Source organism: Streptomyces sp. L500 (assembly GCF_054551825.1).
Genome location: NZ_JBTOLC010000004.1, coordinates 137,836 through 150,349 on the forward strand (window position 1 = coordinate 137,836; position 12,514 = coordinate 150,349).

The 12,514-nt window shown below is 72.5% G+C and carries 9 protein-coding genes; 6 read left to right on the plus strand and 3 right to left on the minus strand.

Translation table 11 applies throughout. The features are described 5' to 3' along the window. Nucleotides 1-30: 30 nt before the first annotated feature. The 4 genes from ACX9I7_RS07065 (at nucleotide 31) to ACX9I7_RS07080 (ending at nucleotide 5,019) form a co-directional block, all read left to right on the plus strand. Nucleotides 31-1,728: a serine/threonine-protein kinase gene (locus ACX9I7_RS07065; protein WP_387575274.1), complete on the plus strand. Its 1,698-nt coding sequence runs from the start codon at nucleotides 31-33 to the stop codon at nucleotides 1,726-1,728. Between the two features lie 106 nt (nucleotides 1,729-1,834). Then, the gene (locus ACX9I7_RS07070; protein WP_387575272.1) at nucleotides 1,835-3,109 is read left to right on the plus strand and encodes a PspC domain-containing protein; all 1,275 of its coding nucleotides are present in this window, start codon (nucleotides 1,835-1,837) and stop codon (nucleotides 3,107-3,109) included. After that, entirely contained in the window at nucleotides 3,106-3,801 is a 696-nt protein-coding gene (locus ACX9I7_RS07075; protein ID WP_387575270.1) for a LuxR C-terminal-related transcriptional regulator, read from the plus strand. Before ACX9I7_RS07070 ends, ACX9I7_RS07075 begins: the two co-directional genes overlap by 4 nt. 102 nt (nucleotides 3,802-3,903) lie before the next feature. Further along, nucleotides 3,904-5,019 carry an alpha/beta hydrolase gene (locus tag ACX9I7_RS07080; RefSeq protein ID WP_459386810.1) on the plus strand — a complete coding sequence of 372 codons (1,116 nt, stop codon included), beginning with the start codon at nucleotides 3,904-3,906 and terminating at the stop codon, nucleotides 5,017-5,019. A gap of 59 nt (nucleotides 5,020-5,078) precedes the next feature. On the opposite strand, the gene ACX9I7_RS07085 is transcribed toward ACX9I7_RS07080, so the two are convergent. Further along, the gene (locus tag ACX9I7_RS07085) at nucleotides 5,079-6,155 is read right to left on the minus strand and encodes a C40 family peptidase (protein WP_387575267.1); all 1,077 of its coding nucleotides are present in this window, start codon (nucleotides 6,153-6,155) and stop codon (nucleotides 5,079-5,081) included. 275 nt (nucleotides 6,156-6,430) lie between these two features. On the opposite strand from ACX9I7_RS07085, the gene ACX9I7_RS07090 reads away from it, so the two are divergent. Together ACX9I7_RS07090 and pcrA are read left to right on the plus strand one after the other, a co-directional pair. Next, nucleotides 6,431-6,784: a hypothetical protein gene (locus tag ACX9I7_RS07090; RefSeq protein ID WP_126915603.1), complete on the plus strand. Its 354-nt coding sequence runs from the start codon at nucleotides 6,431-6,433 to the stop codon at nucleotides 6,782-6,784. Nucleotides 6,785-6,914: 130 nt separating this feature from the next. Further along, the gene (pcrA, locus tag ACX9I7_RS07095; RefSeq protein ID WP_459386811.1) at nucleotides 6,915-9,386 is read left to right on the plus strand and encodes a DNA helicase PcrA; all 2,472 of its coding nucleotides are present in this window, start codon (nucleotides 6,915-6,917) and stop codon (nucleotides 9,384-9,386) included. 70 nt (nucleotides 9,387-9,456) lie between these two features. Here pcrA and ACX9I7_RS07100 read toward each other — a convergent pair whose 3' ends face one another. Further along, nucleotides 9,457-11,076 carry a M23 family metallopeptidase gene (locus tag ACX9I7_RS07100; RefSeq protein ID WP_459386812.1) on the minus strand — a complete coding sequence of 540 codons (1,620 nt, stop codon included), beginning with the start codon at nucleotides 11,074-11,076 and terminating at the stop codon, nucleotides 9,457-9,459. A gap of 183 nt (nucleotides 11,077-11,259) precedes the next feature. Further along, complete coding sequence (locus ACX9I7_RS07105) at nucleotides 11,260-12,153, minus strand: esterase/lipase family protein (protein ID WP_459386813.1); 894 nt, start codon at nucleotides 12,151-12,153, stop codon at nucleotides 11,260-11,262. Between the last annotated feature and the right edge of the window lie 361 nt (nucleotides 12,154-12,514).

Consider the following 12,514-nt stretch of genomic DNA (forward strand, 5'->3'; position numbering starts at 1 on the left):
ACATACGACGGGGGAACCGGAGGTCGCGCGGTGCACGGTGCAGCGCCTGAGGCGGGTCGGCTGGTCGCCGGCCGGTATCGCCTGGCCGAGCGGATAGGCCGGGGCGGCATGGGCACCGTCTGGCGCGCCGAGGACGAGTTGCTCGCCCGTCAGGTCGCGGTGAAGCGGCTGCACGTCAATCCCGGCCTGGAGGAGGACGAGCTCGCCACCCTCTACGAGCGCACCCGGCGCGAGGCGCGCAGCGCGGCCCGGATCGCCCACCCCAATGTGGTCGTCGTCCACGACGTGGTCGAGGACGACGGTCTGCCCTGCATCGTGATGGAGTACGTGCCGTCCACGACGCTCGGCGACGTCCTCAAGCGCGGCCCGATCGGCCCCGAGGAGACCGCGCGCATCGGGCGCGGCATGACCGCCGCGCTGCGCGCCGCGCACGCGGCCGGGGTGCTGCACCGCGACGTGAAGCCCGGCAACGTCCTTCTCGGGCACGACGGGCGGGTCGTCCTCACCGACTTCGGCATCGCCCAGTCCACGGGTACCTCGACCCTCACCAAGACCGGCGAGATGGTCGGCTCGATCGACTACATCGCCCCCGAGCGCGTCAAGGGTGGCAAGCCGGGACCGGCCTCCGATCTGTGGGCGCTCGGCGCCACGCTCTATCAGGCCCTGGAGGGCCGGCCGCCGTTCCGGCGGGACACCGCCGTCGAGACGGCGTACGCCATCGCCATGGACCCGCTGGCGCCACCGCGGCAGGCGGGGCCGCTGACCAAGCTGATAGAGACGCTGCTGGCCAAGGACCCGGCCCTGCGGCCCCCGGCCGAACTGGTCGAGCAGATCCTCCGGGAGCCGGCGGCCGAGGCCGCCACGGCGGCCCACCGGACGCCCCAGGGACTCACCACACCCCCGGAGCCCCGCCCGGCCCCACCCGCTCCCACCCCCACCCCCACCCCCGCGCCCGACGCCACGACGACTGCCCCGACGGCCGTCCCCGCGACCGGGGAGACCGTCCCCGCGACCACCGTCGCGCCCTCGCCCACCCCATCCGCCCCACCCGCTCCGTCTGCCGCGCCCGCCAAGGCCCGTCGTCGGGTGGCCCGGTGGTGGTGGGCGGCCGCCGCGACCGTCGTCGCGGGCGCCGTCGTGGCCGGCGCCTACCTCCTCACCCGGGACGACGGCGAGGAGGCCCGCGCCGAGCGGCCGGACACCACCCCGACCCCGGCCCCGGTGCACAGCTCCACCACCCCCGCGCCGAAGCCGCCGCCGACCTACCCGCCCCTCCCCAAGGGCTACCACCTGGTCGAGGAGAAGCAGCTCGGCGTCTCCTTCCCCGTCCCCGACGGCTGGACCCGGCAGGAGAAGTCCTCCCGCGAGGTCGACTACATCGACCGGACCGGGCTCGTCGGCCTCAAGATCAACGTCCTGGACTTCGCGGGCCGCGACCACGTCCAGCACTGGAAGGACGTCGAGCAGCAGCTCAAGGCGTCCCCGGAGATCCGGAACTACCACCGGGGCCGGCTCCAGGAGACGACCTTCCGTGACGAGCCCGCGGCGATCTGGGAGTTCACCTGGTCCGGCCGGGCCCGGGACTTCCAGGCCGTCGACCTGGGCTTCGGCCGCGAGGGCGGCGCCGAGTACGCCATCTACCTGTCCGCCCCGAAGGCCGACTGGGAGCGCCACCGGCCCGTGTTCGACGTGGTCCGCGACGGCTTCCGCACGGGCGAACGGCCCTGACCAGGGCTGACCCGCCGTCACCCCTCCCGCCACCCAGGGCATTCCCCGGGTCCGGTCAGGGTCGACCCTGATGTCCGCGCGCGGCCGCCCGTGTGACGATCAGTGCATGACCACCGCTCCGCACCCCGACGGCCCGCCCCTGCGCAAGCTCTACCGCAGCGACGAAGGGCGGATGCTCGGCGGCGTGGCGCGCGGGCTCGCGGGGCATCTGGGCGTGCCCGTGTCCTGGGTGCGGCTGGTGTTCGTGGCGCTGATGACGGCCCAGGGCATGGGCGCGCTGCTCTACGCGGTGTTCTGGTTCGTCGTGCCGCTGGGCGTCGGCGGGGTCGACGGCCCGCGCCGGCCGTTCGCGGAGGTCACCGTCTCCGCCGACGGGCGCCGCCGCCTGCTCGCCCGCAAGCCGGACCGGGGGCAGGCCGCCGCTCTCGTCGCGCTCGTCGTCAGCGCGTTCGTCTTCCTCGACCGCCTCAACCTCGGCCGCGCCAACGCCTACCTCGTGCCGCTCGTGCTGATCTGCGCGGGCGTCGCCCTCGTCTGGCGCCAGGCCGACAACGCCCGTCGTGCCCACTGGGTGGAGGTCGGCCGCCGCAAGCGCGTCCTGCCCCTCGCGCGGGCGGGCGCGGGCGTGGTGCTGGTGGGCGTCGGCGCCACCGGCGTCGTCGTCCTCCAGGGCTCCGTCGAGCACCTGGGGACGGTGCTCCAGGCGTCGCTCGCCATGGTGGTCGGCATCGCGCTGCTGGCAGGGCCCTCGGTCGTCCGGATGGCCCAGGACCTCTCCGCCGAGCGGACCATGCGCATCCGGGCCCAGGAGCGCGCCGAGGTCGCCGCCCACGTCCACGACTCCGTCCTCCACACGCTCACCCTGATCCAGCGCAACGCCGAGGACTCCCGCGAGGTCGCCCGGCTCGCCCGCGCCCAGGAGCGCGAGCTGCGCAACTGGCTCTACGACCCCGAGGGCCGCGGCAAGGAGGAGGCCGAGGAGCCCAGCACCCTCGGCGAAGCCGTCCGGAGCACCGCCGCCCGCGTCGAGGATCACCACGGGGTGCCCATCGAGGTCGTCGTGGTCGGCGACTGTCCCCTCGACGACCGGCTCGATGCCCAGCTCCAGGCGGCCCGTGAGGCCATGGTCAACGCGGCCAAGTACGGTGGCGAAGGCGGAGCCGTGCAGGTGTACGCCGAGGTCGAGGGGCGTACGGTCTTCATCTCGGTGCGCGACCGGGGGCCCGGGTTCGACCTGGACGCGGTCCCGGAGGACCGGATGGGCGTCCGGGAGTCCATCATCGGCCGGATGCAGCGCAACGGCGGCACCGCACGCGTGCGACCCGCGCCCGGCGGGGGGACGGAATGGGAGCTGGAGATGGAGAGGGCGGAGAACGCATGACGACCGAGCAGACGGCAGGGGAGACGGCCGAGCGCCACGTCCGGGTCGTGCTGGTCGACGACCACCGGATGTTCCGGACGGGCGTGCAGGCCGAGATCGGGGCCACGGACCGTACGGGCGTCGAGGTCGTCGGCGAGGCGGCCGACGTCGACCAGGCGGTCACGGTGATCACCGCGACCCGCCCCGAGGTGGTGCTGCTCGACGTCCACCTGCCCGGCGGCGGCGGGGTCGAGGTGCTGCGCCGCTGCGCCTCGCTGATGGGCGGGCAGGAGTCCGCGGTCCGCTTCCTCGCGCTGTCCGTCTCCGACGCCGCCGAGGACGTCATCGGTGTCATCCGGGGCGGCGCCCGCGGCTACGTCACCAAGACGATCACCGGTGGCGATCTGGTCGACGCCATCTTCCGGATCAAGGACGGCGACGCGGTCTTCTCGCCCCGCCTGGCCGGCTTCGTCCTCGACGCTTTCGCCTCCACGGACGCCCCGCCCGTCGACGAGGACCTCGACCGGCTGACCCAGCGCGAGCGCGAGGTGCTCCGGCTGATCGCGCGCGGCTACGCCTACAAGGAGATCGCCAAGCAGCTCTTCATCTCCGTGAAGACGGTGGAATCGCATGTCTCGGCGGTGCTGCGCAAGCTCCAGCTGTCCAACCGGCACGAGCTGACACGCTGGGCGACGGCGCGCCGCCTGGTGTGACGCTCGCCCGTCGGGCGGTCATCGGCGGAACCTCCCGGAGTTCCTCGCCATCTAGTCACAGGCGACAGGAACAGCACCGGGAAACGAGAGCACGATGATCCGATGAGCCTGACGGGGACCCCCTTCCTCCTGATCACGATCGCCCTGGTCGTGGTGGCCCTCGGGCTGCCGCTCGGCCTCTGGGGCCGAATAGGCGGGCCCCGGCTCGTCCGGCACGCGACGCGCGTCCTCATGCTGCTGTTCGCGCAGGCCACGGCGATCGTGATGGTCTTCGTGATCGTCAACAACGCCAACGGCCTCTTCGACACCTGGGCCGACCTCCTCGGCACCGGCAACCACGTCAAGGCCGCCGCCGACCTCGGCCCGGACGGCACCGGCGGCAAGACCCCCGACCAGGGGCCGAAGACGGTCGCCAAGTTCAAGCCCACCGCCGACAAGCGCATGGGCCCCGGGGTCCTGGAGACCCAGCTCAAGGGCCACATATCGGGCGTGGAGGGCGAGGTCTACGTCTGGCTGCCCCCGCAGTACGACGACCCCGCGTACAAGGACAAGAAGTTCCCCGTGGTCGAGGTGCTGCCCGGCTTCCCCGGCTCGGCGAAGGCATGGTTCGGCACCCTTGAGGTGAACACCCAGCTCAAGCCCATGATGCAGCGGGGCGAGGTGGCCCCCTTCATTATCGTGGCGCCGCGCACCACCCTCCTCGGCGACACCGACACCGGCTGCGCCAACATCCCCGGCAAGGTCAACGCCGACACCTGGCTGAGCGTCGACGTCCGCAAGATGGTCACCGACACCTTCCGCGCCGACGACCGGGCCGACGGCTGGGCCGTCGCCGGCTACTCGGCGGGCGCCCACTGCGCCGCCAGACTGGCCGTCGCGCACCCCGACCGCTACCGCGCGGGCGTGAGCCTGTCTGGCTACAACGACCCCGCCGGCGAGCCCGGCGCGCTCACCGCGAAGACCCCGGAACTCCGCGACGCCAACAACCCGCTGAAGATGCTCGAGCACGCCGCGACCCCGCCCAAGGTGGCGCTCTTCGTCTCCGGTGCCGAGACCGACGGCTACCAGGGCGGCCAGGCGCTCAAGCAGGCGGCCAAGCCGCCGACGACCGTCCAGACCGTCCTGATCCCGCCGGGCGCGGGCGGCCACGGCACGGCCGTCTGGAAGCGCCAGGTCCCGGACGTCTTCAAGTGGCTGACGAAGCAGGTGGCCCACTAAGCCCGTACGCCCGCCGGCCCGGTACGCCCGGCGGACCCCGTAAGCCCCTGCCCATAGGCTCACGCCGGGCGGGTCGCCCCCGCGAACGGCATCTCGTCGACCGGCGCGACCCGCACCGGGGCCCCCGGGTGGGGGGCGTGGATCATCTTGCCGTCGCCGACGTAGAGGCCGACGTGGCTGATCCCGGAGTAGAAGAACACCAGGTCCCCCGGGGCGAGCCGGTCCCGGGAGACCCGCCGCCCGGCGTTGATCTGGGTGTAGGTGGTGCGCGGCAGGGACACCCCCGCCGCCTGCCACGCGGCCTGGGTGAGCCCCGAGCAGTCGAAGGACGACGGGCCGGTCGCCCCCCACTCGTACGGCTTGCCGAGCGCGGAGTACGCGAAGGCCACCGCCCGCGCCGCCCGCCCCGACACCGCGCGGGCCACCTCGCCGACCGCCTCCGACCCGGACGCGACGGACGCCTTCGCGGTGTCCGCCGCCCGCGCCACCCCCGCGCCGGTGTCTCCCGTACGGATCGCGGTGGCCTCCTCGGCGGGCAGCTCGCTCAGCAGCTGCCGGGCCCGGTCCAGCTTGGCCTCGATGGTGCGCTTGTGGGCGGCGAGCGCGCTCTCCTCGCGCCGGATCTCCGCGAGCCGCGCCTCCGCCGTCGTCCGCACCCGCTGGACGTCCAGCAGCTCCCGGCGGACCCGGGAGATCGCGGCGGCCTGCCCCTGGCCCGCGCGGTCGGCGAGCGAGGCGTTCTCCAGGAAGTGCTCCGGGCGGGTGGACAGCAGCAGCCGCATGCTGGTGGGCATCGAGCCGTCCCGGTACTGGGCGGCGGCGAAGGAGCCGAGGGCGTTGCGGGCGGCGTTGAGGCGCTCGGTCTTGCGGGCGGCCTCGTCCTGGAGCCCGGCGAGCACCGAGCGGGCGCTGTCCGAGCGCTCCTTCACCCCGTTGTACCGCTCGGTGGCGACCTCGGCCTGCTGGTAGTACCGGGCCACCTGGGCCCTGGCCTGGGCGGGGGTGGGCGCGGGGGCCGCGTGGCCGGTGCCCTCGAGCGCGGTGGCGGTGGCCGCGCCCGCCAGGGCGAGCGTGGCCGCGGTACGGGCGGTGCCGCCGACGAGAGGGTGCTGCTTGGGCTTTCGGTGCGTGGCCACGGCGGCCGTCACTTCCTTCCGTCCGGCGGGGGGACCGGCGGCGGCCCGCACGAGGGGGGTGAGGGCGGGCCACCGCCGTCTGGAGCAGGACGCTAAACCTCGGGATCACCGCGAACGGCCATGACCGGTATTGCCCTGAATCGGCTGTTTGGTGATCGCACCTGGCGGGCCGCTCCTGCCGACTCGGAAGGACGGTGCCGTGGAGTGACCGAGGTGGTGTCCCTGCCCCACCTGGGCGCGGAGTGGTGCTATGGCCCCGGTTAGGGTCGGTGCCCATGGACGTTCTCATTCACGCCGTCGTCGGCCTCCACATCATCGGCATCGCCTCCCTGCTCGGCGGGTTCCTGACCCAGATGAAGGCCATGGGCAAGGGCGAGGCCCGCATGGTGCCGGCGATGCTGCACGGCGCGCTGACGATGCTGGTCACGGGTGTCGCGCTGGTCGGTATCCACCAGAGCCAGGGCGACACGATCAACACCGTGAAGATCGGCGTGAAGCTCGCCCTGCTCGTCGTGATCCTGGGCCTGGTCTATGTGAAGCGGGACGAGGAGAACGTTCCGGCGCCCATGTTCGGCACGGTGGGCGCGTTGACGGCGACCAACGTCTTCATCGCGGTGCTGTGGGTCTGAGCCGCGCGGTGCTGTGGGCCTGAGCCGTGCCCTCCGGCCCCTCCCGGCTCGGGCCCGGAGCTGTGGGCCCGGCCACTGTCGGCCGGATCCCGGCTCGGCTGTCGGTGGGGCGGCCTAGACTCGGGAGGCGATGAGCAGCCTCTTTGACGACAGCTTCCTGGCGGACCTGGCCCCTGCCGAGGAGGAGCCCCCTCCGCCCCCGGAGGACACGGTTCCCGAGCCCCTGCCGGACGACCTCTTCGGCGGTGCCTTCGACGCGCCCGTACCCAGGGAGGCGTTCTACCGCGACGGCGCCGCCCGCCCCGTCGTGGACCCCGCCGCGCTGCTGGAGGGCATGAACGACCAGCAGCGCGAGGCCGTCGTGCACACGGGCTCCCCGCTGCTGATCGTCGCGGGAGCCGGCTCGGGCAAGACCCGGGTGCTCACCCACCGCATCGCGCACCTCCTGGGCGCCCGCCATGTGCACCCGGGGCAGATCCTCGCGATCACCTTCACCAACAAGGCCGCCGGCGAGATGAAGGAGCGCGTCGAGCAGCTCGTCGGCCCCCGCGCCAACGCCATGTGGGTGATGACCTTCCACAGCGCGTGCGTGCGGATCCTGCGCCGCGAGAGCAAGAAGCTGGGCTTCACGTCCTCCTTCTCGATCTACGACGCGGCCGACTCCAAGCGCCTCATGGCGCTCGTCTGCCGGGATCTCGACCTCGACCCGAAGAAGTTCCCGCCGAAGTCCTTCAGCGCGAAGATCTCCAACCTCAAGAACGAGCTCATCGACGAGGAGGCCTTCGCGGCGAAGGCCGCGGACGGCTTCGAGAAGACGCTCGCCGAGGCGTACACGATGTACCAGGCGCGGCTGCGCGAGGCCAACGCGCTGGACTTCGACGACATCATCATGACCACGGTCCACCTGCTCCAGGCGTTCCCGGACGTGGCCGAGCACTACCGCCGCCGCTTCCGGCACGTCCTGGTCGACGAGTACCAGGACACCAACCACGCCCAGTACACGCTGGTGCGCGAGCTGGTGGGCACGCCCGAGACGGCGGGCGAGGAGGGCGTCGGCGAGCTGTGCGTCGTCGGTGACGCCGACCAGTCGATCTACGCCTTCCGCGGTGCCACCATCCGCAACATCCTCCAGTTCGAGGAGGACTACCCGGACGCCACCACGATCCTGCTGGAGCAGAACTACCGCTCCACGCAGACGATCCTCAGCGCGGCCAACGCGGTCATCGAGCGCAACCAGAACCGCCGCCCCAAGAACCTGTGGACGCAGGCCGGCGCGGGCAGCACCATCACCGGCTACGTCGCCGACACCGAGCACGACGAGGCGCAGTTCGTCGCCGACGAGATCGACCGGCTGACGGACGCGGGCGACGCGAAGGCGGGCGACGTCGCCGTCTTCTACCGCACCAACGCCCAGTCCCGTGTCTTCGAAGAGATCTTCATCCGCGTCGGCCTGCCCTACAAGGTCGTCGGCGGCGTGCGCTTCTACGAGCGCAAGGAGGTCCGTGACGTCCTGGCGTACCTGCGGGTGCTGGCCAACCCCGAGGACACCGTGCCGCTGCGGCGCATCCTCAACGTGCCCAAGCGCGGCATCGGCGAGCGCGCCGAGGCCATGATCGAGGCGCTGGCGCTCCGCGAGAAGATCAGCTTCGCGCAGGCGCTGCGGCGCGTCGACGAGGCGTACGGCATGGCCGCCCGCTCGGCGAACGCGGTCAAGCGCTTCAACGTCCTGCTGGAGGAGCTCCGCACGGTCGTCGAGTCCGGGGCGGGCCCCGCGACCGTCCTGGAGGCGGTCCTGGAGCGCACGGGCTACCTCGCCGAGCTCCAGGCGTCCACGGACCCCCAGGACGAGACCCGCGTGGAGAACCTCCAGGAGCTCGCCGCCGTCGCCCTGGAGTTCGAGCAGGAGCGCACGGAGGACGAGCCGGGCACGCTCGCCGAGTTCCTGGAGAAGGTCGCGCTCGTCGCCGACTCCGACCAGATCCCCGACGAGGACACGGAGGGCACCGGCGTCATCACGCTGATGACCCTGCACACCGCGAAGGGCCTGGAGTTCCCGGTCGTCTTCCTCACCGGCATGGAGGACGGCGTCTTCCCGCACCTGCGGGCCCTCGGCCAGGTCAAGGAGCTGGAGGAGGAGCGGCGGCTCGCCTACGTGGGCATCACGCGCGCCCGCGAGCGGCTGTACCTGACCCGGGCGAGCATGCGCAGCGCCTGGGGCCAGCCCGCGTACAACCCGCCGTCGCGGTTCCTGGAGGAGATCCCGGAGCAGCATCTGACGTGGCGCCGCACCGGGCCCGCGACGCCGTCGGCGTCCTCGCTGGGCGCGGGTTCTTCCGGCTCCCGGACGGGTTCCGGCATCTCGTCCGGCTTCGGCTCGGCGCGCGGCGGCAAGGGGGCGTCGAGCGGGTTCGCGACGCGGCGGGCCAAGGAGCGCGACGTCGTGGCGCTGGCCATCGGTGACCGGGTCACGCACGACTCGTTCGGGCTGGGCACGGTCGTGGCGGTCAAGGGCAGCGGTGACAACGCGGAGGCGTCGATCGACTTCGGTGGGGAGAAGCCGAAGCGGTTGCTTTTGCGGTACGCGCCGGTGGAGAAGCTTTAGCGTTACGGGCGGCTGCGCGCCGGTTGTGGCTGAGCGCGCAGTTCCCCGCGCCCCTGAAGGGGCTCTCCGGTTACGTCGGGTCCAGGTCGTGGCTGCGGAGCCAGGGGAGGGGGTCTATGGCCGAGCCGCCGGGGTGCACCTCGAAGTGGAGGTGCGGGCCCGTGGAGTTGCCGGAGTTGCCGGAGTAGGCGATGACGTCCCCGGCCTTGACCGGTCCCGAGCGGAGCTTGTAGCTGCTGAGGTGGCAGTACCAGGTCTCGGTGCCGTCCGACGACGTCACCTTGGCCATGTTGCCGTAGGCCACGTTGTACTGGGTGCTGACCGTGCCGTCGGTCGCGGCCATGACGGGCGTGCCGTAGCCGACGGGGAAGTCGATGCCGGTGTGCACCGACATCCAGTTGACGCCCGCCTGGCCGTAGTAGGCGCTGAGCCCGTGCTGGGAGACGGGCAGGGCGAACTTGGGGCGTTCGCGCTCCTTGCGGGCGGCCTCCTCGGCCTGGCGTTTGCGGTCCTCCTCCTGGCGCACCTTGAGGTCGATCCGCTCCTGGGTGCGGCTGGCGCGGGAGGCGAAGTCGTCGGCGCCCTGGCTGAGGCCGGCGAGCTGGGTGTCCAGCTTGCTGTTGGCGGCGGAGAGCTTGACGGAGTTGTCCGGGGCGGAGGCCGCGGTGGTCTGCTGGGTGTCCTTCTGCCCGCCGCCGGTCATGACGGACGCGGCCGCGATCCCGGCCACCCCCATGACGGCGACCGAGGGGACGGCGACGGTGAGCAGCGCCTTGCGGCGGGGGCGGTAACCGGCGCGGGCGGGGGCGCCCTTGCGGCGACTGCCCCGGGACTGCTGCGGGACCTCGGACCGGCTCCGGGCCCGGGACGGTACGGGCGCGGGGGCGTCGTCCCCGGTGCCGCCGGCGTTGCCGATGCCCTCGGTCTCCTCGGGCGGCGGGATCACCATCGCGCGGGTCTCGGCGTCGGCGACGCCACCGCCACCGACACCGACGCCACCACCGACACCGGCGGCCTCGGAGAGGCCGGGGATGCCGGAGACGTCGACCATGACGGTGGGGGTGTGCCCCGCCTCGGGGGTCGCGTGCACGCTCGTGTCCCAGGTCTGAGTCGCCTGGGCGCTCAGATCCCACTGGCCGGAATCCCACTGCCCGGAATCCCACTGCCCGGAGGTGTCCCAGGACTGGGCGGGGGACTGGGCCGGCTGGGTGAAGTATTGATTCTGCCCAGTGGTGTTCTGCCCGGTGGTGTCCCACTGGTCCCACTGGCCGGAGTGGTGCTGGCCCGTGTCATAGGACCCCGCCGCGGAACCGGCGGCGCTCCAGGCGCCCGTGTCCCACTGCCCGGTCGGATGCGGCGAGGGGTGGGCGGCCGCGGCGGCCGTGCCGGTGAGGTCCCACTGGCCGGATCCACCGGAGGTGTCCCACTGCTGCGCGGCGTACTGGCCCGTCTGGCCCGTGCCGTCGTGGCCGAGGTCGTAGCCGCTGAAGTCCCAGGTCTGCGTGTGGCCGCTGGTGCCCCACTGGTTGGTGGTGCTCGTGTCCCAGTGGCCGGAGGCGTGGTCGCCGTATTCGGCGTAACCCTGCTGGGCGTAAGGCTGCTCGTACGCCGCGTACGACCCGTGCCCGTAGAGGGCATCGGGAGCGGGAACGGACTGAGCCGGGCCCGCCGACGGGTGACGGTCGTTCACCACCACATCCATTTCGCCTTGGCAGCAGGAGAATTAGCGGCGACTGTACCCGGCGGTATGCGACGACGACAATCTTCCCCACGTTTCGGTCACCGAAGCGCTGGGCATTTAGCCGCCTTTTGGTGGACTGAGCCATGATGAGTCGACTTGACGTTCGATATGCGTTCGAAGTTTTTGTGGAACTCAGGCGACCGAGGCGGCCCCCGCCGCGCCCGCCGACGGCTCTTCCGTGGTCAGCGCCTGCCTGATCCCCGCGGCCACCTCCCCGTGCACGGGGAGGGCGAGATGCCCCACGCCGCACACCCGCACGTTGCGCGCGTGGAGGTCGGGGTGATCGATACGGGCGGTTTCGACGGGAACCATGATCTGATCCAGGTCGCTCCAGAAACCGATGAATTGCGTTGTGCAATGGGGAACGGGCCCGGCCAGTTCGGTGATGACGTCCGAATCCGGCCGCATCTGCCGCACCAAAGGATGGGCCGTCATGAGGGGGGCCACCCGGGTGCCGCCGTGCGGGGTGCCGAGAGTGACGAGCGTACGGACGCGGGCGTCGCCGCCCAGCCGCTGGATGTAGTAGCGCGCGATCAGCCCGCCCAGGCTGTGCCCCACCATGTCGACGTGGTCCCGGCCCGTGCTGAGGCAGACCTCTTCCACGTGCCGGCCGAGCATCGCCGCCGCCTTGCGGATGTCGCACGTCAGCAGCGAGTAGTTGAGGGACAGCACCTCGTCCCAGCCGTGCCGGCGCAGCGAGCGGCGCAGCAGCACGAACACCGAGCGGTTGTCGATGAAGCCGTGGAGGAGCAGGACGGGCGGGCGCGCCGCCACCGGGCCGGTGGGCGCGCCGGGCGCGTCGGGTGGTTCGGGCCGCTCCGCCGGAGCGGCGGGGGAGGGGCCTGCGGCCGGGGGGAGGAGGGGCGGCGGGCGGCGCTCCTGGACGAATCCGGTGGGGTAGAGCAGCACGTGCGCGGTGAGGATCGCCAGTTCCAGCAGCGTGGACCGGACGAGCGCGGCCGACGGGCGCGGGCGCACCGCGGCGAAGGAGCGTAAGAGGGTACAGAGAAAGGGCAAGGCCCCCATGGCCGACCGACCTCCCGAACAGCACACAGCGAGCGACCCTCTCCCCCGTGTGCCCTCATGGGCAGCTGTGCGCGTGGCGGGCCACCCTTCTGTGCCGTGCGGCTGTCGGCACAGAGGGGCGGCCGCCTCGTCGCGGCTCCCCTCGCGGCCGTCCCGTGGTCCGGCGTCTCGTGGCCCGGCGCGTCTCGTGGTCGAAGCGGGCGGTGTGGCCCGTGAGACGGGGGTTACGGGAACGGTGCGTAGCGAACGTGGTGTCCCACGTGTGATTTCCCCCTCGGCCTCCACCGTGAAACGGCCGGGTGCGGGATGCTGGACGTGACGTTCGTTCACGTCTCCGGGCCCTCGGGCGCGGAGAGACCTC

Excerpts from the sequence above, each read along its gene's own strand:
- ACX9I7_RS07105 (WP_459386813.1), bottom strand. The coding sequence starts at position 12,153 with ATGGGGGCCTTGCCCTTTCTCTGTACCCTCTTACGCTCCTTCGCCGCG.
- ACX9I7_RS07090 (WP_126915603.1), top strand. The coding sequence starts at position 6,431 with ATGGACGTTCTCATTCACGCCGTCGTCGGCCTCCACATCATCGGCATC.
- ACX9I7_RS07075 (WP_387575270.1), top strand. The coding sequence starts at position 3,106 with ATGACGACCGAGCAGACGGCAGGGGAGACGGCCGAGCGCCACGTCCGG.
- ACX9I7_RS07070 (WP_387575272.1), top strand. The coding sequence starts at position 1,835 with ATGACCACCGCTCCGCACCCCGACGGCCCGCCCCTGCGCAAGCTCTAC.
- ACX9I7_RS07080 (WP_459386810.1), top strand. The coding sequence starts at position 3,904 with ATGAGCCTGACGGGGACCCCCTTCCTCCTGATCACGATCGCCCTGGTC.
- pcrA (WP_459386811.1), top strand. The coding sequence starts at position 6,915 with ATGAGCAGCCTCTTTGACGACAGCTTCCTGGCGGACCTGGCCCCTGCC.